General features: G+C 74.8%; 17 protein-coding genes. 11 read left to right on the top strand and 6 right to left on the bottom strand.

Features of this window, described 5'->3' with window-relative positions:
- The first annotated feature begins 212 nt into the window (after positions 1-212).
- The 4 genes from V5D56_RS16780 to mutM are packed head-to-tail and all read left to right on the top strand — an operon-like array spanning position 213 to position 2,686.
- On the top strand, positions 213-770 hold the full coding sequence (locus V5D56_RS16780) for a YceD family protein (RefSeq protein WP_435736418.1): 558 nt from the start codon (positions 213-215) through the stop codon (positions 768-770).
- Positions 771-772: 2 nt separating this feature from the next.
- Positions 773-967: a 50S ribosomal protein L32 gene (gene rpmF / locus V5D56_RS16775; RefSeq protein WP_435736417.1), complete on the top strand. Its 195-nt coding sequence runs from the start codon at positions 773-775 to the stop codon at positions 965-967.
- Between the two features lie 5 nt (positions 968-972).
- Positions 973-1,728, top strand: coding sequence for a ribonuclease III (rnc, locus tag V5D56_RS16770; protein ID WP_435736416.1), 756 nt, complete (start codon positions 973-975; stop codon positions 1,726-1,728).
- Positions 1,721-2,686 carry a bifunctional DNA-formamidopyrimidine glycosylase/DNA-(apurinic or apyrimidinic site) lyase gene (gene mutM / locus V5D56_RS16765; RefSeq protein WP_435736415.1) on the top strand — a complete coding sequence of 322 codons (966 nt, stop codon included), beginning with the start codon at positions 1,721-1,723 and terminating at the stop codon, positions 2,684-2,686. The genes rnc and mutM overlap by 8 nt, the downstream gene beginning before the upstream one ends.
- Before the next feature lie 32 nt (positions 2,687-2,718).
- Here the strand turns inward: mutM and V5D56_RS16760 are convergent, their stop codons facing one another.
- Positions 2,719-3,660, bottom strand: a complete 942-nt coding sequence (locus V5D56_RS16760) for an NAD(P)-dependent oxidoreductase (RefSeq protein ID WP_435739061.1) — start codon at positions 3,658-3,660, stop codon at positions 2,719-2,721.
- A gap of 342 nt (positions 3,661-4,002) precedes the next feature.
- Between V5D56_RS16760 and V5D56_RS16755 the strand changes: the two genes are divergently transcribed.
- The 3 genes from V5D56_RS16755 to V5D56_RS16745 are packed head-to-tail and all read left to right on the top strand — an operon-like array spanning position 4,003 to position 7,407.
- Complete coding sequence (locus V5D56_RS16755; protein ID WP_435736414.1) at positions 4,003-5,469, top strand: APC family permease; 1,467 nt, start codon at positions 4,003-4,005, stop codon at positions 5,467-5,469.
- Between the two features lies 1 nt (position 5,470).
- Positions 5,471-6,004, top strand: coding sequence for a hypothetical protein (locus V5D56_RS16750; RefSeq protein WP_435736413.1), 534 nt, complete (start codon positions 5,471-5,473; stop codon positions 6,002-6,004).
- Complete coding sequence (locus tag V5D56_RS16745) at positions 6,001-7,407, top strand: dipeptidase (RefSeq protein ID WP_435736412.1); 1,407 nt, start codon at positions 6,001-6,003, stop codon at positions 7,405-7,407. Before V5D56_RS16750 ends, V5D56_RS16745 begins: the two co-directional genes overlap by 4 nt.
- An 85-nt stretch (positions 7,408-7,492) precedes the next feature.
- Here the strand turns inward: V5D56_RS16745 and cydC are convergent, their stop codons facing one another.
- From cydC to V5D56_RS16725, 4 genes are read right to left on the bottom strand one after another with little or no spacing between them, the layout of a single operon-like run.
- A complete protein-coding gene (gene cydC, locus V5D56_RS16740; RefSeq protein ID WP_435736411.1) occupies positions 7,493-9,361 on the bottom strand; it encodes a thiol reductant ABC exporter subunit CydC in 1,869 nt (622 codons plus the stop codon).
- Positions 9,358-11,202 carry an ABC transporter ATP-binding protein/permease gene (locus V5D56_RS16735; RefSeq protein WP_435736410.1) on the bottom strand — a complete coding sequence of 615 codons (1,845 nt, stop codon included), beginning with the start codon at positions 11,200-11,202 and terminating at the stop codon, positions 9,358-9,360. The genes cydC and V5D56_RS16735 overlap by 4 nt, the downstream gene beginning before the upstream one ends.
- Positions 11,199-12,335 (bottom strand): cytochrome d ubiquinol oxidase subunit II, encoded by a 1,137-nt coding sequence (gene cydB, locus V5D56_RS16730; RefSeq protein ID WP_435736409.1) that lies wholly within the window; start codon positions 12,333-12,335, stop codon positions 11,199-11,201. The genes V5D56_RS16735 and cydB overlap by 4 nt, the downstream gene beginning before the upstream one ends.
- A 39-nt stretch (positions 12,336-12,374) precedes the next feature.
- Entirely contained in the window at positions 12,375-13,901 is a 1,527-nt protein-coding gene (locus V5D56_RS16725; RefSeq protein ID WP_435736408.1) for a cytochrome ubiquinol oxidase subunit I, read from the bottom strand.
- A gap of 509 nt (positions 13,902-14,410) precedes the next feature.
- Here V5D56_RS16725 and V5D56_RS16720 point away from each other — a divergent pair.
- From V5D56_RS16720 to V5D56_RS16705, 4 genes are read left to right on the top strand one after another with little or no spacing between them, the layout of a single operon-like run.
- Entirely contained in the window at positions 14,411-18,241 is a 3,831-nt protein-coding gene (locus V5D56_RS16720; RefSeq protein WP_435736407.1) for an Rne/Rng family ribonuclease, read from the top strand.
- A complete protein-coding gene (locus V5D56_RS16715; protein ID WP_435736406.1) occupies positions 18,238-18,867 on the top strand; it encodes a GNAT family N-acetyltransferase in 630 nt (209 codons plus the stop codon). Before V5D56_RS16720 ends, V5D56_RS16715 begins: the two co-directional genes overlap by 4 nt.
- A gap of 7 nt (positions 18,868-18,874) precedes the next feature.
- The gene (locus V5D56_RS16710; RefSeq protein WP_435736405.1) at positions 18,875-20,365 is read left to right on the top strand and encodes a 5'-nucleotidase; all 1,491 of its coding nucleotides are present in this window, start codon (positions 18,875-18,877) and stop codon (positions 20,363-20,365) included.
- A 9-nt stretch (positions 20,366-20,374) separates the two neighbouring features.
- Positions 20,375-21,076: a thymidine kinase gene (locus V5D56_RS16705; protein ID WP_435736404.1), complete on the top strand. Its 702-nt coding sequence runs from the start codon at positions 20,375-20,377 to the stop codon at positions 21,074-21,076.
- On the opposite strand, the gene V5D56_RS16700 is transcribed toward V5D56_RS16705, so the two are convergent.
- Positions 21,028-21,633 carry a protein-L-isoaspartate O-methyltransferase family protein gene (locus V5D56_RS16700; protein WP_435736403.1) on the bottom strand — a complete coding sequence of 202 codons (606 nt, stop codon included), beginning with the start codon at positions 21,631-21,633 and terminating at the stop codon, positions 21,028-21,030. The genes V5D56_RS16705 and V5D56_RS16700 overlap by 49 nt on opposite strands.
- Positions 21,634-21,731: the final 98 nt, after the last annotated feature.

The following is a 21,731-nucleotide window of genomic DNA, read 5'->3' as shown; positions in this document are numbered from 1 at the left end:
CACCCCTCGGGGTGCCGTAAGATCGTCCTTTGGTTCGGTGAACGTGTCCTGCCGACCGTCGTGAGCTCCGGCACGCTCCTGCGTGCCGCCGTCCCGCGTCGGTGACGAGCACGACGTCGCCCGACCGTCCCCGACACCGTCCGTGACCTCTCCTGCCCCGCAGGAAGCCGACCCTGGAGCGCGCCATCGCCGCCGAGAAGACGTCGCCGCTCGTGCTCGACACGCACGAGCTCGGTCGGCGACCCGGAAGCATGTACGGGATCCGTCGGACGGTCGCGGCCCCGGCGGATCTCGGGACGGCGGTCATCGGGATCCCCGAGGGCAGCGAGCTCGAGCTCGACCTGAGCCTCTCCGCCGTGATGGAGGGCGTGCTGGTCTCCGGCACCGTCTCCGGGCGGGCCGTGGGAGAGTGCGTCCGGTGCCTCGACGAGGTGACCGAGCCCGTGAGCGTCCAGTTCACGGAGCTGTTCGCCTACCCGGAGCGCGCGCAGGCGGCGCAGGACTCCGGGGACGACCTCGAGGACGCCGAGGACGTCTACGAGCTCGACGGCGACCTCGCCGACATCGAGCCCGCGCTACGGGATTCCGTGGTGACTGCACTACCATTCAGTCCGGTGTGCCGTCCGGACTGCCCGGGCCTGTGCTCCGAGTGCGGAGCGCGCCTCGCCGAGGACCCGGGGCACACGCACGAACTTGCCGACCCTCGGTGGTCGGCGCTGGAGAGCATGTTCGACACCTCGAACGTGTCCGACGAGACGAAAGAGAGCTAGCCGTGGCTGTTCCGAAGCGCAAGATGTCGCGCAGCAACACCCGTGCGCGTCGTTCGCAGTGGAAGACGACCGCCGCGAACCTCACGACCTGCCCGCAGTGCAAGGGCGACAAGCTGTCGCACGCAGCCTGCCCGACGTGCGGCACCTACAAGGTCCGCCAGTACGCCGAGGCGCTGCGCACCGAGCACGCAGGCTGAGGCGCGTGGCACCGGCTGCACCGGCAACCGGTCTGCTCGAGAAGCTCGGGGTCCAGCTGGACCCCGAGCTTCTCGTCCTTGCGCTCACGCACCGGTCGTTCGCGCACGAGAACGGCGGCATCCCGACGAACGAGCGCCTCGAGTTCCTCGGGGACACGGTGCTCGGGCTCGTCGTCACCGAGACGCTCTACCGTCGCCACCCCGACCTCTCGGAGGGTGAGCTCGCCAAGATGCGGGCCGCGACGGTGTCGCAGAAGTCCCTCGCGATCATCGCGCGGGCCCTGGACCTCGGGCGGTACGTCCTGCTCGGCAAGGGCGAGATCCGCACGCGCGGCAACGACAAGGACTCGATCCTGTCGGACACGGTCGAGGCGCTCATCGGCGCCGTCTACCTGAGCCACGGCCTCGAGCCCGCGCGCGGTCTCGTGCTGCGCCTCGTCGAGCCCCGCCTCGCCGCGGCTGCCGACCTCGGAGCCGGGCTCGACTGGAAGACGTCGCTCCAGGAGGCGGCCGCGGAGGCCGGCATGAGCCCGCCCGCCTACTCGAGCGACGCCGTCGGGCCGGACCACGCCCGCGTCTTCACCTCGTACGTGCACCTGGACGGCCGGCTGTACGGGACGGGCAGCGGCACGGCGAAGAAGTACGCCGAGCAGGAGGCCGCTGAGCGCGCCTACCGGACGATCGCCGTCGAGCGCGCGCAGGCCCTGGCCGGGCGGGCGGAGACGGACGGCGAGACGGCTCCCGAGAACACGGGTGCCTGAGCTCCCCGAGGTCGAGACCGTCCGTGACGGTCTCGCACGGCACGTGCTCGGCGGTGTCGTGACCGACGTCGAGGTGCTGCGCGACTACAGCGTGCGGCGGCACGACGGCGGCCCGGCCGGCTTCCGCGACCAGCTCCTCGGGCTGCGTCTCGACGCCGCGGTGCGGCGCGGCAAGTTCCTGTGGCTCCCCCTGGGACCACCCGCGCCGGACCTGTCCGGCGGCGGCCGGACGGCCGGGGACGCCCGGCCCGCGGCCGCGCTCCTCGCGCACCTCGGGATGTCCGGCCAGCTCCTCGTGCGGTCGGGCGACACGCTGGCCGTGCGGTCGCCGCACCTGCGGGTCCGGGTCGTCCTCGAGCCCGAGGGCGGCGGGGACGCGCAGGCGCTCGACTTCGTCGACCAGCGGACGTTCGGCCACCTGTCCGTCCAGGACCTCGTCCCCACGCCCGACGGCGCTCCGGGCGGCCTCGGCTCGGACCTCGCCGCCGTCCCGGGCCCCGTCGAGCACATCGCGCGCGACCTCCTCGACCCCGCCCTGCGGCGCGACGTCGTGGTCGACGCGGTCCGCCGTCGTCGGACGGGCGTGAAGCGCGCGCTCCTCGACCAGACCGTGGTGTCCGGCGTCGGGAACATCTACGCCGACGAAGCCCTGTGGCGCGCCCGCCTGCACTACGCGCGTGCCACGGACACGCTGCGCCGCACGGAGGCGCACCGCCTGCTCGACGCCGCGGCCGAGGTCATGTCGGAGGCCCTCGCGCAGGGCGGGACGAGCTTCGACGCGCTGTACGTGAACGTCAACGGGCAGTCCGGCTACTTCTCCCGCTCGCTCGCGGTGTACGGGCAGGAGGGCGAGCCGTGCCCCCGCTGCGGGACGCCGGTGCGGCGCGACGAGTTCATGAACCGGTCGGCGTACACGTGCCCGCGCTGCCAACCGAGGCCGCGCAACGGCCGCTGGTGAGAAGGTCTGCCCGCCTGCCCGTCGCCCAGGCGTCAGCGGGGGACGACGTTGCGCAGGGTCTCGCCGGCGCGCAGGGCGTCGAGGTTGGCGTTGACGAGGTCGGACGCGCGCTGCGGGCGGTTGCCCGCGACGTGCGGCGTGAGGATCAGGCGCGGCGCGTCCCACACGGGTGACGCCGCCGGCAGCGGCTCCGTCTCGGTGACGTCGAGGGCGGCGCCCCCCAGCCGGCCGTCGTGCAGCGCGGCGACGAGCGCGTCCTCGTCGACCGTCGCGCCGCGGCCGACGTTGACGACGACCGCGTGGTCGGGGAGCTGGTCGATCCGTCGCGCGTCGAGCGCGTGCCGGGTCGCGGGCAGCGCGGGCAGGAGGGAGACGAGGACGTCGGCGGTCGGCAGGACGTCGGCGAGGTCGTCGTCGGTGACGACCGGGAAGCCGTGCCGCTCCCCGCGGCGGCTCGCGACGCCCGTGACGCGGGCGCCGAGCGCGGCGAGCAGGGGCGCGAGGCGTGCCGCGATCGAGCCGAAGCCCCAGATCACCACGTGCGCGCCGTCGAGCGTGTACCGCCCGGCGGTCGCGGGGTCCGCCTGCGCGGCGTTGACCGCGCGGTCCCACCGGTGGTCGCGCTGCGCGGCGCCGAGCTCGTCGAGGCGCCGCACGGCGGCGAGGACGAGGGCGAGCGCGTGCTCCGCGACGGGACCGTCGTGGAGAGACCTCCCCGAGGTGACGGTGACGTCGGGACCGAAACCCGCGGCGAGCACGGTGTCGGGACCGGCCGCGAGCGTCTGGACCCAGCGCAGCCCGGTGAGGTGGCGCGCGGCGTCGGCAAGGTTGTCGGGGGAGTTCGCCCACGCGACGAGGACCTGCGCGTCGCGGTCCGCGACCGGGAGCGGTGCGGCCGCGTCGTAGACCACGACGTCGTCGCCGGGCCCGGGGCGGACGTCCAGGGGGATCGTGTCGGGCACGAGGATCTTCACGGTCGTCTCCAGCGCGTCGGGGGTGCGGCACACGGCCCGGCCGACGTGCGGCACGTCGCGTCCGGCGCCCTCGCGACCGTAGCAGCCGGTGGGGCGCCGACGGCCGGCTGCATGCGGTCGCCCTGGTCACGACACCCTTCCGCGGGCGGTCCCGGTGTCACGGCGCTATGTTCGCCAGGACGCCGTCGCCACGACGGCGCGCCGTCCTGGCCGGTCCCGTCGTGGACCTCGGAGCACGGGGGTAGAGCGGTGAGCGAGACGTCAGCAACGCCGTCGGGCGGGGGGTCCGCGGGGGAGGGGTCACCTCCCGGTGCGGCGGCCGGGGCGCCGTCGCGAGCGCAGGTGCGCGCCGCGATCACCGCCCGCACGCCGCGCAACTACATCACGTGGATCACCCTCGCGTTCATGATCACGTCGTCGGTCGCGAGCCTGCGCGCCGCGCCGACGATGGCCGTCTACGGGCTCGCCGCGGTGTTCCTCTACGTCGTCCCGGCGATCGTCTTCCTGCTCCCGACGTCGCTGGTGTCGGCGGAGCTCGCGTCCGGCTGGTCGGGCGGCGTGTACCGCTGGGTCGCCGACGGCGTGTCGAAGCCGCTCGGGTTCCTCGCCGTGTGGTGCCAGTTCGCGATGACGATCTTCTACTACCCGAGCCTGCTCGGGTACGTGGCGAGCACGCTCGCGTACGTCATCAACCCGGCGCTCGCGAGCAACGGCCTGTACGTGGCGATCGTCATCGTGGTGCTGTTCTGGTCGGGCGTGTGGTTGTCCTCCCAGGGCACCAAGACCGTCGCGGGGCTGTCGAGCATGGGCCTGATCATCGGCACGCTCATCCCCGCGGCGATCCTCGTCGTGCTGGGGATCGTGTTCCTCGGGCAGGGCAACCCGTCGGCGGCGCCCATGGACGCGCAGCACCTCCTGCCCGCGTGGACCGGCCTCGCGTCCCTCGTGCTCATCGTCAACAACTTCCTGTCCTACGCGGGCATGGAGATGAACGCGGTCCACGTGACGAGCCTGCGCCGCCCGGGCCTCGAGTTCCCGCGGTCGATGTTCCTCGCGATCGGGCTCGTGCTCGTCATCTTCATCCTCCCCGCGGTCGCGATCAGCTGGGTCATCCCCGCGGACCAGCTCAGCCTCACGGCGGGCGTCATGCAGGCGTTCGACGCGTTCTTCGCGAACTTCGGGGTGAGCTGGCTGACGCCGATCCTCGGGCTCATGCTCATCGCCGCGTCGCTCGGCGGGATGCTCACGTGGCTCGCCGGACCGTCGAAGGGCCTGCTCACCGTCGCGCGCGAGGAGGGCTACCTGCCGCCCTTCCTGCAGCGCCTCAACAAGCACGGGGTGCAGCAGAACATCCTCGTCGCGCAGGGCGTCGTGACCACGTTCATCGCGCTGCTCTACGCGTTCATCCCGGACGTGTCGAGCGCGTACTGGATCCTGTCGGTCATCACGACGCAGGTCTACCTCGTGATGTACCTCCTGCTCTTCGTCGCGGCCGTCCGCCTGCGACGCATCAAGCCCGACCACCCGCGCGGCTACCGGGCACCCGCCCTCACGCTCCTGTGCGTGGTCGGCTTCATCGCCTCGGTCGCCGCGATGGTGATCGGCTTCGTCCCGCCCGCCCAGTTCTCGAGCGGGAGCGTCGGGGTGTACGTGCTGATCGTCGGCGGCGGTCTCGGGATCATCGGGCTCCTCGTGCCCGCGCTCTTCTACCTCCTGCGCAAGCCGTCCTGGAAGAACCCGGTCACCGCCGCCGGGGCGGCCGACCAGGACGGTGCCCTGGACACCGCGACCGACGGGACGGAGGCCTGAGATGTCGTCCACGACAGGGACCGCCACGCACGCTCCCCGGCACGAGCCCGAGGAGCCGCGCCCGCGCCGCTGGGTCGTCTACACGGCCGTCGCGCTCGTGCTGGTCGCGCTCGGCGTCGTGATGGTCGTGCAGTTCTCGAACCTGCGCGCGAACCGCGACGCGCGCGAGGCCGAGGAGAAGGCCGCCGCGCTCCACGAGGAGCTCGTCTCCATCGGCGTCGTGGGCATCGACCAGCAGACCCTCGAGCAGGTGCTGGGGAGCGACGGCGGCGTGTTCTGCACCGACCCGAGCGCGCTCGTCGACGCGACCGCGAACCTCGGTGCTGCCAACGGCGCCGTGGGCCCCGGGCTCCGGCCCTCGGTGGTGGACGAGCGACGCCTCGCCGGCGACCGCATGGTCATCGAGGTGTACTGCCCCGAGCAGCTCGACGCGTTCGACGAGTACGTCGACTCGCTCAACCTCACGGCAAGCACGACCGCGTCGGAGGGCGCGTCCGACGACACGCCCGACGACACGCCCCAGGAGGACTCGTGAACGACGCCACGCCTGCCGCCGCCGCACCTGCCGACAGCGGACACGTCGAGGAGGTCCGGGGCGCCGTCGGGCAGCTCATGCCCCGCGCGCTGGCGGACCTGAGCGTCCTCGTCGCGATCCCGTCCGTGGCGGACGAACGCCTCTTCCCCCGCGCCGAGTGCGAGCGGGCCGCCCGCTGGGTGGCTGACGCGTTCGCCGCCGAAGGCATCGACACGCGGCTCGAGACGACGCCCGACGGCTCGCCGGTCGTGCTCGGCCACCGGCCCGGGCCCGACGGCGCCCCCACGGTCCTGCTCTACGCGCACTACGACGTGCAGCCCCCGCTGGACGACGCCGCGTGGACCAGCCCGCCGTTCGAGCTCACCGAGCGCGACGGCCGCCTGCACGGCCGCGGGGCGGCGGACTGCAAGGGCAACATCGTCACGCACCTCACGGCGCTGCGGGCGCTGCGCGCGCTCGGCGGCGACGACTACCCGGTGGGGATCCGGCTCGTCGTCGAGGGGTCGGAGGAGCAGGGGACCGGTGGCCTCGAGCGCTGGGTCGAGGCGAACCCGGGGGCGCTCGCGGCCGACGCGATGCTCGTGCAGGACACGGGGAACGCCGAGCTCGGGCTGCCGACGCTCACCGTGACGCTGCGCGGCGCGGCCAACGTGGTGGTGCACGTCGAGGCGCTCGCGGGCGAGATCCACTCGGGCATGTACGGCGGCGCGGCACCGGACGCGCTCGCGGCGCTCGTCGCGATCCTCGCGAGCCTGCGCGACGAGCGGGGCGACACGACGATCGACGGGCTCCCCGACGCCGTCGCGCGCGGCACGTGGCCCGGCGTCGCGTACGACCCCGAGCAGTTCCGGCGCGACGCCGGCGTGCTCGACGGCGTCGGGCTCGTCGGGAGCGGGAGCGTGGCCGACGGCCTGTGGGCACGCCCCGTCGTGACGATCCTGGGCATCGACGCACCGAGCGTCGTCGGGTCCGCGGCCGCGATCCAGCCGCGCGCGTCGGCGCGCCTCAACCTGCGCGTGCCCCCCGGCGCGGACGCCGTCGAGCTGCAGGACCTGCTCGTCGCGCACCTCGAGGCGCACGCGCCGTGGGGCGTGCGCGTGACCGTCGAGCGCGACGCCGCAGGCCAGCCGTTCCAGGCGCGCACGAGCGGCCGGGTGTTCGACACGCTCTCGGGCGCGCTCGCGGACGCCTACGGGCGCGAGACCGTCACCGCCGGGCAGGGCGGCTCGATCCCGCTGTGCAACGTGCTGGCGGGGCAGTACCCGGACGCCGAGATCGTGCTGCTCGGCGTCGAGGAGCCCGCGTGCCTCATCCACGCGCCGAACGAGTCCGTCGCGCCCTCCGAGATCGAGAACCTCGCCGTCGGCGAGGCGCTGTTCCTCGCGCGCCTCGGCTCGCGGTGACCCGTCCCTCGCGAGATCGACCCGTGCGGTCCGAGGTCGACCCTCCGAAGGTCGATCTCGGCACGTTCGGGTCGATCTCGGCGGTTCAGCCGGTCGCCGCGGTCTCCTGGTCGAGCGCCCAGCGGTAGTCCGGCCGCGCGAGGAGCTCGGCGTGCGTGCCGCGCGCGACGACGCGGGCCGGGCCGTCCGGGTCGTCGTCGGGTCGCGCGAGGAGCAGCACCTCGTCCATCGCCTCGAGCGCACCGAGCCGGTGCGTCGCCACGACGAGGCCGCGGGGGACGACGTCGGGACGCGGCGCCGCACCGGTGTCCGGTCGGGTCGCCGCCGCCAGACGTCGCACCAGCGCGTCCGCGGTGCCGGGGTCGAGGTGCTCGGCCGGCTCGTCCACGAGCAGGAGCGGCGCGGGGGCGAGCAGCGCGCGCGCGACGAGGAGCCGACGCCGCTCTCCGCCCGAGACGTCCGTCGCGTCCGGGCCCAGCGTCGTGCCGACGCCCTCCGGCAGCCCGGAGAGCCACGCGCCGAGACCGACGTCGCGCAGCACGGCCTCGGCCTCGGCCGCGGTGACGTCTCCGCGCGCGACGCGCAGGTTCTCGAGGACGGTCGTGTCGAAGACGTGGCCGTCCTCGGCGACGAGCACGACCCCGCGGGCGGCCTCGTCGCGAGGGAGCGCGGCGACGTCGTCGCCGTCGAGCGTCGCGCGCCCGGCGGCCGGCGCGAGCAGTCCCGCGGCCGTCGCGAGCAGCGTCGTCTTCCCGATGCCGGACGGCCCGACGAGCGCGACCGCCCGGCCCGGCCGCACGGTGAGGTCGACGCCGGTGACGACGGTGCGCGTCCGCGGTCCGTCGGTCTGCCAGGCGCACGCGACGCCGTCGAGCACGAGCGTCGCGTCAGGGCGAGGGATCGCTCCGGTGGCCGGTGATCCTGACAGTTCACCCGGCGTGTCCGGACGAGGAGACACCGGGGTGACCGGTGGCGCTGACACCCCGAGCAGGCCCATGACGCGGCGCGCGGCCTGGCGCGAGCGGTGCAGCTGGACCGCCGCGGCGGGCAGCGCGTTCGCGGCCTCGAACACCGCGAGCGGCGTGAGCACGACGACGGAGAGCTCCTCGGGCGTGAGCGTCCCCGACACGACGGCGGGCAGGCCCAGGACGACCGCCGCGAGCACGGCCGTCCCGACGGCCGCCGCGGAGAGCGCCGCGGAGATCCCGGCGGTACGGGCGCCGTCGTCGGTCGCGCGGGCGAGGTCCCGGTCCGCCGTGCGCAGGTCGGCGAGCCGACCGGGAAGTCGGCCGGACACCGCGAGCGGGCCCGACTCCTCGAGGATCTCGAGCGCCGACGCCGTCATCGCGGCGCGTGCGGTGGCACCACGGTCCTCCACGTCGCGCGCCGCGCGAGCCGAGAGCCAGGGTGCGACCACCGCGGCGAGCACGAGGCACAGCGCCAGGGCGACCCCGGCTGCCGGGAGGAACGCCGCGACGAGAGCCACCGAGCCGACGGACACGGCGAGCGCGACGCCCGCGGGGATCAGCGCCCGCACGACCACGTCGCCCACGTCGTCGACGTCAGCCCCGACGCGCGCGAGCAGGTCGCCGCGACGCAGCCGCACGAGAGCCGCGGGGGAGCCGCCGGCGAGCCCCGTGTACAGGTTGGCGCGCAGCGCTGCCATGCCGCGCAGCGCGACGTCGTGCGACGCGAGCCGTTCGAGGTAGCGGAACACGCCGCGAGAGATCCCGAACGCACGCACCGCGACGACCGCGACCGACAGCGTGAGCACGGGCGGCATCTGCGACGCGCGGGCGATGAGCCAGGCGGCGACCGCCGCGAGGGCCACGGAGCTCCCCAGCGCGAGCGTGCCGAGCGTGACGGCCCACACGACGCGGCGCCAGCGCACGTCGAGCAGGCGGACGGCCCGCCAGAGCGGGTCCGCGTCGAGACGTCCGCGCCGCCGGGTCATGCGTCCACCGCCTCGTGAGCCTGCGCCGCGGACCGGCCGGGCGGCACGACCGCCCTGCCCGCCGTCGCCGTGCCCGCCGTGTCCGCCGTGCCCGCGGTCAGCGGCGCCGCCGTGACCTCGACGACCTCGTCCGCGGCGCGGACCAGCGAGGCGCGGTGCGCGACGACGACCACCGTCCGACCCTGATCCCGCCACGCGCGGACGGCGTCGAGCACGACCTGCTCGCCGCGCGCGTCGAGGTGGGCGGTCGGCTCGTCGAGCACCACGAGCGGCGTGCGCGCGGGATCGCCGAGCAGGGCCGCGGTGAGCGCGGCGCGCTGCCGCTGCCCGACGCTCAGCCCTGTGCCGCCGCGCCCGACGGGAGTGTCCCAGCCGTCGGGGAGGGCCGCGACGACGGCGTCGAGCCCCGCGGTGCGCGCGGCCCGTGCGAGGGTCGCGTCGTCGACGTCGAGGCCGTCCGTCACGGACTCGCGCAGGGTCCCGGGAGCGAGCGCCGGGCGCTGGGGGAGCCACGCGACCTGAGGCCAGTAGGTCGTGAGGTCGATCTCCGCGAGAGGGATGCGCTCGCCGTCGGCCGTCGTCCAGGTGACGTCCCCGGCGTCGGGCCGGACGAGACCCAGGAGCACCTGCGCCGCCGTCGTCTTCCCGGCGCCGCTCGCCCCGACGAGCGCCACGACGCGGCCCGGACCGGACGGTCGGGGACCGCCGGGACCCGGCGCCGTGGCGTCGTCCGGCCGTGCGGTGACCGGTCCGGCCGCGACGTGCACGGCGAGGTCGAGCCCGGCGGGCGCGAGGACGTCGCGGTCGCCCGCGCGCACGCCCACGCCGTGCAGGGTGAGGGTCGAGCCGGCGAGGCGCGGCGCCGGGCGGTGCCCGGGTTCCGGCGCGGGCTCGTCGAGGAGGTCGAACGCCTGCTGCGCCGCGGCGAGACCGTCGGTCGACGCGTGGAAGTGCAGGCCCACCTGGCGCAGCGGGAGGTAGACCTCGGGCGCGAGCACGAGCACGGCGATCGCCGGCTCGAGGTCCATCCCGCCGTGCACGAGCCGCAGCCCGACGCCGACGGCCACGACGGCGACGGACAGGGTCGTGAGCAGCTCGAGGACCATGCCCGAGAGGAAGGCGACGCGCAGCGTGCCCATGGTTGCGCGGCGGTTGGCGTCGCCGAGCGCCCGCACGCGGCGCTCGGGGCCGCGGGCACGCCCGAACGCGAGCAGCGTGGGCAGGCCCGCGAGGAGGTCGAGCACCTGAGCGCCGAGACGCTGCATGACGACGAGCCGACGCTCCGACGTCCCGGCGGTCAGCTGGCCGACGAGGATCATGAAGAGGGGGACGAGCGGGATGGTCACGGCGATCACCAGCGCGGAGACCCAGTCCAGGCCCAGGACGACGGCGAGCGCGGCGGGCGTGACCGTCGCCGCGAGGAGGAGCTGGGGCAGGTAGCGCACGAGGTACGGCTCGAGCGCGTCGAGACCGCGCGTCGCGAGGGTCGCGACGGCCGGACCGCGCCCGCTCGCGAGCCACCGCGGGCCCAGCGCCGCTGCGTGCGCGACGACCTGCTCGCGCAGCTCGGACACCGTGCGGGTCGCGGCCCGCAGCGCGAACCGCTCCTGCGCCCACGACGCGCCCGCCCGCGCCGCGACCACGGCGGCGAGCAGAGCGACCCGGTCCGCGACGTCGGGCAGGTCGGCCGTGCCCTGGATCGCCGGGGCGAGGATCGCGCCGAGCAGGAGGGCCTGCGCGACGACGAGCGCCGCCGTGACGAACCCGAGCGCCGCCGTGAGGACGACGTAGCCCCGTGCGGCGCGCGCCTGCCGCAGGAGCCGCGGGTCGAGCGGCTTCACGCCCTGCCGTCCCCGCGGGCGGAACCGCCCGACCCGTCACCGGCGCCGAGCTCACGTCCTGCCGCCCCGCCGGAGGACGCCCCGCCGAAGGCCGCCTCGCGGACCTTCTTCAGCGACAGCCCCGCCGGCGCGGGGATGTCGTGCGTCGACAGACGGCGGCGGAACACCCAGTAGGTCCAGGCCTGGTAGCCGATGACGAGCGGCGTCAGGACGACGGCGACCCACGTCATGACCGTGAGCGTGTAGTCGGTCGACGACGCGTTGTGCACGGTCAGCGAGTTCGCCGGGTCCGTCGCGGGCATGACGTCGGGGTACATCGAGCCGAAGATCAGCACGACCGCGGCGACGATCGTCAGCGCCGAGAGGGCGAAGGCGCGCCCCTCCCGCCCGCGGGCGTTGGCGACGAGCGTCCCCACGAGGCCGCCCGCGGCGGCGAGGACGGCGAGCCAGGTCCACGGCACGGAGTAGGCGACCTGGGCCCAGACGGCCCACCCGCCGGCGAGCACGAGGGCCACGACGCCCAGCACGCCGGCGTGCTGCCGGGCCCGGTGCCGGATGTCCCCGTCGGTCTTCAGCGCGACGAACACGGCGCCATGGAGCAGGAACAGGCTCAGGGTGACGAGACCGCCGAGCAGCGCGAACGGCGACAGGAGGGAGAAGAAGCCGCCGACGAACTGGTGGTCGGCGTCGAGCTGGACCCCGCGCACGAGGTTGGCGAACGCGACGCCCCACAGGACCGCGGGCACCCACGACCCCACCTGGATGGCGACGTCGCACCGCCGCGCCCACTGCGGGTCGGAGATCTTGCCGCGGTACTCGAACGCGACGCCGCGCACGATGAGCGCGACGAGGATGAGCAGGAGGGGCAGGTAGAACCCCGAGAAGAGGGTCGCGTACCACTCGGGGAAGGCGGCGAACGTCGCGCCGCCGGCGGTGAGGAGCCACACCTCGTTCCCGTCCCAGACGGGGCCGATGGTGTTGATGAGCACGCGACGCTCCTTCTCGCGGTGCTCCTTGTCACCCCTCGGCAGGATCGACAGCAGCATGCCGACCCCGAAGTCGAAACCCTCGAGGACGAGGTAGCCGGTCCACAGGACGGCGATGAGCACGAACCAGACGACGGTGAGATCCACGGTGTCTCCAGAGCTCTCGGTGCGGTGCCGGGCGGCGCGTCAGTAGGCGAAGGACAGGGGGGCGTGGGCGTCGTCGTCGGCGTCGCCGGACCCGTCGCCCGGGGGCTCGTTCGCCTCGGGCGACTCGTCGCGCACGCTCAGCGGCACGCCCTCGACCGCGTAGCGACGCATGAGCGTGAACCAGACGCCGGCGAGCGCTCCGTAGACGAGCGTGAAGACGATCATCGACGTGAGGACCATGCCGGGGCTGACGACCGTCGAGACGCCGCGCTCGGTGAGCAGGCGGATCTGGTCGATGCCCGTCGGGTTGGGCGCGACGACCCACGGCTGGCGGCCGACCTCGGTGAAGATCCAGCCGAACGAGTTCGCCAGGAACGGCATGGGGATCGCGATCAGCCCGACGCGCGCGAACCACACGTTGTCGGTGACGCGGCCCTTGCGCGTGAGCCACAGCGCCATGAGCGCGAGCAGCACGGACCCGGCCGCCATGCCGATCATGAGGCGGAACGCCCAGTAGGTGATCGCGAGATTCGGCGTGTACGTGACGGGGTCACCGGAGGCCGTGGTGTCGCCGAAGCGCTCGGTCATCTCGTCCTGGACGTCCTCGACGCCGGGCAGGTAGCTCTCCGGGCCGGAGAAGTGCCCGGTGCCCAGGTAGGACGCGAGACCGGGGATCTCGATGAGGTGCCGCACGTTCTCGCACGAGTTCGACAGGTCGCCGATCGTGAGGATCGAGAACGCCGCGCCCTCCTCGCCCTGGCACAGCGCCTCCGCGGACGACATCTTGCCGGGCTGCTGCTCGTACATGATCTTGCCCTGGACGTCGCCGGACACCGCGACGCCGATCCCGCCGACGAGCATCGCGATGACGCCGAGCGTCACGGCCGGGCGGTAGACGTCGCGCGCGAGCTCGACGTTCTCGGCCTTCTTGGTGCGGACGAGACGCACCATCCACCACGCGGCGATCCCGGTGACGAACGTGCCCGCCGTGAGCATCGTGGCGGTGATCTGGTGCGGGAACGCCGCGAGCAGGGTGTTGTTGGTGAGGACGGCCCAGATGTCGTTCATCTCGGCCCGGCCCGTCTCGGGGTTGTAGACCGCCCCGACCGGGTGCTGCATCCACGAGTTCGCCGCGAGGATGAAGAACGCCGACAGGTTCGTCGCGAGGGCGACGGCCCAGATGCACGCGAGGTGGACCCTCTTGCTCAGCCGGTCCCAGCCGAAGATCCACAGGCCGAGGAACGTCGACTCGACGAAGAACGCGGCGAGGGCCTCCATCGCGAGCGGGGCGCCGAAGACGTCGCCGACGAAGCGCGAGTACTCGCTCCAGTTCATGCCGAACTGGAACTCCTGGACGATGCCCGTCACGACGCCGAGGGCGAAGTTGATGAGCAGGAGCTTGCCGAAGAACTTCGTCAGGCGCAGCCAGCGCTCGTTCCCGGTGCGGACCCAGGCCGTCTGCATGATGGCGACGAGAGGGGAGAGGCCGATCGTCAGCGGCACGAAGATGAAGTGGTAGACGGTGGTGATGGCGAACTGCCACCGGGCGAGATCTAGAGCATCCACGTGCGCTCCTCGGGAGGCCGTCGGGGTGGGGACGGTGTGTCACCGGGAGCGTGGCGGCGCGTCGCCGCTCGCCCCGGCGCTAGGCCCAATCTGCACCATCCACGTAGCCCGAGATGACGAAAAGTGCTGAAAACAGGCCGCTTGTGACCATGTTCACAAGGTGTCGGGACCTTGGTCCCGAGCCGGCCGGCCGAAGGTCCGAGGAGGGGGTGCGTGTCGGCGGGGAGGGTCGGCCCCCCTGTGCGATACTGGGCGTGCCAGGAGGGCACCGCATCGTCCACCGGCACACACGTGCTTGCAGCAGTCGCGACAGCGGCCCGCGGAGCGCCGCCACGGGGCGAAGGGCCCGGTACGGCAGGCGCCCGCGCCGCCCTCGCGTGCCGCGGCCGTGACCGACGACTTCCGTCGCGGGGGAGACGCGCTCCGGTGCGCTCTCCCCGAGCGACGACCGACCGCTCGAGGGGCCGCACGGTGCGGGGCGGGGCCTCGAGCAAGCTGGAGCACGACGCGTGACGCTCGACAACACCTCCGACAGCACCGCCGACACCCCCTCCACGGGCGGCGTCGAGCAGGACCCCACCGCACAGGCATCGCCCGTGCGCAAGACCGGTCGCCGTCGCGCGACCAGGAACGTCGCCCCGCCCGCGGTCGAGCCGGCTGCCGCCTCCCCGGACCTGGTCACGGACGCCACCACCCCGAGCACCCCCGCAGCCGCCGTGAGCGCGTCCGCCGCCGCGCCGCGCGCGGAGTCCGCGCAGGCCGCGCCGCGCGCGGAGTCCGCGCAGGCCGCGCCGCGGGTCGACGCGACCCAGGAGACGGCCGCCCCGGCCGCCCGCCGGTCGCGCCGCGCCACCCGGTCGACGACGACCGTCCCCGACGGCGCCTCGGGCGACGACGCCAGGCAGACGACGCCCGCGGCGACGAGCGCGGAGGCCTCGGTGCCGGACGGTGCCGAGCCCGCTGCCGAGCCCGCCGCCGAGACGGCGCGCGCCCCTCGTCGGGCCAAGAGCAGCACGAAGCGCACCAAGGCCGCGCCGACAGCTTCGCCCGCGGTGGAGGCCGAGCCGCCGGCCCTCGACGTCCTCTCCGAGTTCGGCCTGCGTGCCGCACCGGTCGAGGAGGCCGTGAACGCTCCGGCCGCCGCGCCTGACGCCGACGCGCTGCTCGGCACGAGCGCGGAGCCGCGCCGGGCCAAGAAGTCCCGACGGTCGACGTCCGGGACGAAGGCGGCGGTTGCTGCGGACGCTCCCGACGAGACGGCCGCACCCGGTGACGCCGCGGCGGCGGCTGCGCAGGACGCTCCGGCCACCGAGGCCCCCACGGGCCAGGCACCGGCGGCAGAGCCCGACGTCGAGAAGAAGCCTGCCCGCCGCTCGCGCCGCGCGAAGGCTCCGGCCGACGAGACCGCGTCCGGCCCGGCCACGGCCGTGAGCGCCGTGACCGAGGAGGCAGCGCCTGCGAGCGCGACCTCCGGCACCGACGCGACCCAGTCCGCCCCGGCGCCGGACGCTCCCGCCTCGGGTCAGCGCGCACGGCGGTCCCGGCGGGCGACCGCCGCCGCCGGCGCGCCGTCGACCGACGCTCAGCGCGAGACCGCGCCGAGCCGTGGCACGACCACCTCCGAGACGGCGAGCCAGGGGACCGCGAGCCCGGAGCGCACGAGCCGGGAGAGCACGAGCACGGCGAGCGCACCGGCGACGCAGCCCACGTCGCCTGTCGGGACGACCGGCTCCGGCACGCCGCGCCTCGCGACGACCGCGCTGCTCTTCCAGGCGCCCGACCCCGCCGCCGCCCCTCGTCGCCCGCGCCGCGCGCAGAGCCCTGCCGGGCCGCCCGTGCACCACGAGACGGTCGCGGAGCCGGTGTCCGAGCCCGCTGCCTCGGGGGCGAGGAGTGCGTCCGAGGCGCCCGCGAGCGACCAGGCCGTCGTCGAGCGGCCCGAGCCGGAGCAGCCGACGTCGCGGGAGCGGTCCGGCGGTCGCGCGACCCGTTCGTCGCGTCGCTCGGCCGGCCGGTCCGCAGGCCCGGCGCGCGCCGCCGAGCCGGTGGCCGACGAGTCGGCGCGGGCCGTGGCGACCGAGGCCGCCGACGTGTCCGCCGAGCTCGTGCTGAGCGGTGAGGACCGCGCCGCGGTCGAGGAGATCGAGGCCATCGAGTCGGAGCTCGTCGCCGAGGGCGTCGAGCTCGAGACCCTGGCCTTCGGCCCCGAGGACTTCGCCGACACGGACCTGCCCGGCACCGCCGGCACCGTCGATGCCGGCACCGCGGGAGTCGACGACACCGGCGACATCACCGCCGACGCGGAGCAGGCCGACGACGACGCCGAGGACGTGTCGGAGGGCGACGACGCCGAGGGTGCGCCCCGACGTCGCCGCCGTCGCGGTGGCCGCGGTCGCCGCGGGCGCAACGAGGGCGGTCGGGATGGCGCCGAGGCGCCGGTCGACGACACGGAGACCGCCGAGGAGGCCCCGGAGGACGTCGAGTCCGACGAGCCGGGCGAGGGCGAGGACGAGAGCGGCTCCAGCCGTCGTCGTCGCCGCCGTCGCCGTGGCGGGCGGGGCGAGCCCGGCGAGGTGCCGACGCGGACCCGTCCGCGCGAGCGCAGCCTCGCCGACGAGGTCACGGCCCTCAAGGGCTCCACGCGCCTCGAGGCGAAGCGCCAGCGCCGCCGCGAGGGTCGGGACGCCGGTCGGCGCCGCCAGATCATCAGCGAGGCCGAGTTCCTCGCGCGCCGCGAGTCCGTCGAGCGGTCGATGGTCGTGCGCGAGACGAACGGCCGCACGCAGATCGCCGTGCTCGAGGACGGCGTGCTCGTGGAGCACTACGTGTCGCAGCAGTCGCAGACGTCGATGGCGGGCAACGTGTACCTCGGTCGCGTGCAGAACGTGCTGCCGAGCATGGAGGCCGCGTTCATCGACGTCGGCAAGGGCCGCAACGCCGTGCTCTACGCGGGCGAGGTCAACTGGGACGCCGCGGGGCTCGAGGGTCAGCCGCGCCGGATCGAGCAGGCGCTCAAGTCCGGCGACCCGGTGCTCGTGCAGGTCACGAAGGACCCGATCGGTCACAAGGGTGCGCGCCTGACGTCGCAGATCACCCTCGCGGGCCGCTACCTCGTCTTCGTGCCGGGCGGCGGGATGACCGGGATCAGCCGCAAGCTCCCCGACACCGAGCGCAACCGCCTCAAGAAGATCCTCAAGGAGGTCGTGCCCGACGGCGCGGGCGTCATCGTGCGCACCGCCGCCGAGGGCGCGAGCGAGGACGAGCTGCGCGCCGACGTCGAGCGCCTGCGCGGCCAGTGGGAGTCCATCGAGGCGAAGGCGAAGAAGTCGTCGAGCGCCCCGGCGCTGCTCCAGGGCGAGCCCGACCTCGCGATCCGCGTGGTCCGGGACATCTTCAACGACGACTTCACGTCGCTCGTCGTGCAGGGCGACGGCGCGTGGACCGAGATCTCCTCGTACGTCGAGGAGCTCGCCCCGGACCTGCGCGAGCGCGTCTCGAAGTGGACGGGCACGCAGGACGTCTTCACCGTGCACCGCGTCGACGAGCAGCTCGCCAAGGGCATGGACCGGAAGGTCTGGCTCCCGTCGGGCGGGTCGCTCGTCATCGACCGCACCGAGGCGATGACGGTCGTCGACGTCAACACCGGCAAGTTCACGGGCTCGGGCGGCACGCTCGAGGAGACCGTGACGCGCAACAACCTGGAGGCCGCGGAGGAGATCGTCCGTCAGCTCCGGCTGCGCGACATCGGCGGCATCATCGTCATCGACTTCATCGACATGGTGCTCGAGTCGAATCGCGACCTCGTGCTGCGCCGGCTCGTCGAGTGCCTGGGCCGGGACCGGACCAAGCACCAGGTCGCCGAGGTGACGTCGCTCGGGCTCGTCCAGATGACGCGCAAGCGCGTCGGGCAGGGGCTCGTCGAGGCGTTCAGCGAGACGTGCGAGCACTGCCACGGACGTGGCTTCATCGTCCACACGGACCCGATCGAGAAGTCGGGCGGCGGCAACGGCCAGGGCAACGGGGGCGGCGCTCCCGAGGGCAACGGCGACCCGAAGCAGCGCTCGCGCCGCAAGCGTGGCGGCTCGGGCTCCGCGGCGGAGCAGGGGGCGTCCCAGGACGCCGCGATCACGCTGCCGCACGCGGGCGTCCCCGTGCTGCCGGAGGTCTCCTCGCAGGCGCGCGAGGCGGTCAAGGCCACGCTCGCCACGATCGCGGCCGCCGCTGCTCACGCGCACGACCACGCCCACGAGCACGAGCACGAGCACGACGCGACCGGCGGTCCGTCCGACGACGCACCCGCGTCCGACACCTCGGGCGAGGCGGTCGAGGACCAGGCGTGACGGCGGTCCCGACGTACGGCGTCGGGCCCGGGGTGCGGCTGCGCGGGTGGACCCCGCGCGACCTCGCCGCGTTCCGCGAGTGGATGCGACCGCACCACGAGTGGCACCGGTGGGACGGGCCGTACTACCCGGTGCCCGACGACGCGGCGGCCGACGCGCTCGTAGCGCGCCTCACGGACGCCGCGGCGGCCGAGGCGCGCGACCCGCACGGGCTCGGCGGCAACGGGCTGCCGCCCCGGCGGGTGGTCGTCGCCGACGGCGAGGACCGCCTCGTCGGGACCTGCTCCTGGTACTGGGAGTCGGCCGAGACGCAGTGGGCCCGCCTGGGCGTGACCGTCTTCGACCCGGCCCTGCGGGGCCGGGGCGTCGGGCGCGAGGCGCTGCGCGCGTGGACCACGTACCTGTTCTCGGCGACGGACTGGGTACGCCTGGACCTCGCCACGTGGTCGGGTAACGAGGCCATGCTCGGGGTCGGGCGACGGCTCGGATACGTCGAGGAGGGACGCTTCCGGCGCGCGCGCGTCGTGGACGGCGTCCGGTACGACGCGGTGGTCCTGGGCGTGCTCCGCGACGAGTGGTCCCCCTCCGCGGGCGCCGTTCCGCCGGAGGCCGCCGGCCTGGCATAGTGCGGCCATGGGTTACGACCTCACGGGCCGCCTCGTCGTCGGCGTCGCCTCCTCCGCACTGTTCGACCTGACCGACTCCGACCGCGTCTTCCGGACCGAGGGCGAGGGTGCGTACCGCGCGTTCCAGGAGAGGCACCTCGACGAACCGCTGCGACCCGGCGTCGCGTTCGGGTTCGTGCGGCGCCTGCTGGCCCTCAACGACCTCGCGCCGTCCGAGGAGGACCCGCTGGTCGAGGTCATCGTCATGTCGCGCAACTCCCCGGAGACGGGGCTGCGCGTCATGCGGTCCGTGCGCCACCACGACCTGCCGATCACGCGCGCGGTGTTCCGCCAGGGCCACACGCCGTACGAGTTCATCCGCCCGCTCCACATGGACCTGTTCCTCTCGGCCGACGAGGCCTCGGTGCGCGACGCCGTCGCGCTCGGGCTCCCCGCGGGGTACGTGCTGGACCCGACGTTCGCCGACGAGCCGGGGGACGAGCTGCGCATCGCGTTCGACTTCGACGGCGTGCTCGCCGACGACTCCTCCGAGCAGGAGTTCCGCGGCGGTGACCTCGCGTCCTACCGTCGGCGGGAGGACGAGCTGTCGGACGTGCCGCTCGGCGGAGGACCGCTGCGCGACCTGATCGTCGGCATCCACCGCCTGCAGGACGTCGAGAGGGCGCGCCGCCGGGAGGACCCCTCGTACGTCCCGCGCATCCACGTCGCGCTCGTCACGGCCCGGTCCGCTCCCGCGCACGAGCGCGCGGTGGCGACGCTCAAGTCGTGGGGCGTCTCCGTCGACGACGCGTTCTTCCTCGGCGGGATCGACAAGTCCGGGATCCTCGAGGTCCTGCGACCGCACATCTTCTTCGACGACCAGCGCACCCAGGTCGAGTCCGCCCGGCTCGCCGCACCGAGCGTCCACGTCCCGTACGGGGCGCTGAACAGGGCGGCCGGTGGCGAGCCCGGCCGGCCGGCGCTCGCAGAGCGGTCCGGCGGCGCGCGCGACGTCGCCCCGAAGGCCCAGGCCCCGGCCCCGGCCTCCACGGGGTCGCCGTCGGACGCCGGTGCTCCCGCGCGCGAGCCCGGACGCACGTCCGAGGACCGGGACGCACTGGACCACGCCACCGACGACCAGGCTGTCGACGACCGGGCTGCCGGCGGCGAGCCCGCCGTCGAGGAGCCGGCTGACGGCCAGCCGGGGGACACGCGGCCCGCGGACGTCCCGCCCGGTCCGAGCCCGCTCCCCGTGCCGGGCGTCGTGCGGGTCTCGACGGTCGTCCCGACGCCGCGGAGCCTGGAGGGTGCGACCGGGACGAAGGAGCTGCCGCTCGTGACGCGCGTGCCCGAGCTCACCGTGCTCGGCGGCACCCGGGACGAGGGCGAGGCCGGGGAGTCGTCCCGGCGGTCGCGCCGAGAGGAGGCCCGGCCGTCGGGCGGGTCGCCCGCCGAGCCGCTCCCTGCCCCCAAGCCGCTCCCCGTCCGGCAGTCGACCGGCCTCGCCCGGCACCGGTAGGCGGCCGTGGTGACCGGTCGGGTGGAGGTCGTGTCCGGGCCGATGTTCGCGGGCAAGACCGAGGAGCTGCTGCGCCGGGTGCGTCGGGCCCAGGTCGCCGGACGGCGCGTCCTGCTCGTCGACCACGTCCTCGACACCCGGCGGGGGAGCGGCACGGTGAGCACGCACTCCGGCCTGTCGCTCGCGTCGCGCACGGTGCACGACGCGCACGAGCTCGAGGCGGTCGCGCGCGCCGAGGGGCCGTGGGACCTCGTCGCCGTCGACGAGGCGCAGTTCTTCGGTCCCGCGCTCGTCGACGTGGTCCAGCGCCTCGCCGACGACGGCTCGGTCGTCGTGGTCGCCGGTCTGGACGTGACCTACGACGCACGCCCCTTCGAGCCGATGCCGAGCCTCGCGGCGCGGGCGGAACGTGTCGACCGGCTCACCGCGGTGTGCGCGGTGTGCGGCGAGGACGCGGCGTTCCACGTCCGTACGGGGGACGTCGGGACGTCTCTCGGGACCGAGGCCGCGGCCCAGGCCGTCACCGGGGGCCGCGGCGGGGACGCGCTGGTCCCCGACGCGTCGCACGTCGGAGGGTCCGAGCGGTACGAGGCGCGGTGCCGGGCCCATCTCCCCGGAGCTCCCTGGCGGCTGCCGGCCGCGCCGGAGGACGCGTCGACGGCTCAGCCCGGCGCGTCGGGCGGGTCCTCCACGAGCGGCACGAACGAGTAGGAGCCGTGCTCGCTCGTGCGGACGACGCCGTCCTCGCCCCGCACGACGAGGAGCATCGTGTGCCGGACGGGTACGACGAGCCTGCCGCCCGGGGCGACCTGCTCCACGAGCGTGGCCGGGAGCTGCTGCGCCGCCGCCGAGACGAGCACCCGGTCGAACGTCTCGCCGGGCCGACCCAGGAGGCCGGGGCGCGCCGTCTCGAGCGAGGCCCACGGGACGTCGGCCCGCGCGACGTTCGCCGCTCCCCACGCAGCGAGGTCCGGGTCGCGCTCCAGCCCGACGACGCGGCCGCCGGGGCCGACGAGCCGGGCGAGGAGCGCCGTCGTCCATCCCGACCCGGCCCCGACGTCGAGCACACGCGCGTCCCGGGGGACCTCCAGGAGACGCAGCATGGCGGCGACCGTCGACGGCTGGGAGCTCGTCTGCCCGCCGCCGATGGCGAGCGGCCGGTCCTGCTCCGCGAAGCGCCGTTGCGCTCGGGGCAGGAACCCGCGCCGGTCGACGGCCGCCATCGCCTCGTCGACCGGGTCGTGAGGAGTCTGGGCCGGGGCGCTCATGGCATCACCTCCGCTCCCGCAAGGCTGGCACGGCCCGGTCCGGCTCGCCGCTCCGGGTGGCGGGCGCGTGCGCACGGCGGGACGCTCGGTGGAGCGCG

The sequence above is a fragment of the Cellulosimicrobium sp. PMB13 genome, assembly GCF_051294865.1.
Lineage (GTDB): Bacteria > Actinomycetota > Actinomycetes > Actinomycetales > Cellulomonadaceae > Cellulosimicrobium.
Note: the sequence above shows the minus strand (reverse complement) of the source record. Positions and strands in the feature narration are given on the sequence as shown.

Bases quoted from the DNA above. Each gene is read 5' to 3' on its own strand.
- V5D56_RS16750 (WP_435736413.1), top strand. From the start codon at position 5,471: ATGTCGTCCACGACAGGGACCGCCACGCACGCTCCCCGGCACGAGCCC.
- cydC (WP_435736411.1), bottom strand. From the start codon at position 9,361: ATGACCCGGCGGCGCGGACGTCTCGACGCGGACCCGCTCTGGCGGGCC.
- V5D56_RS16710 (WP_435736405.1), top strand. From the start codon at position 18,875: ATGGGTTACGACCTCACGGGCCGCCTCGTCGTCGGCGTCGCCTCCTCC.
- V5D56_RS16700 (WP_435736403.1), bottom strand. From the start codon at position 21,633: ATGAGCGCCCCGGCCCAGACTCCTCACGACCCGGTCGACGAGGCGATG.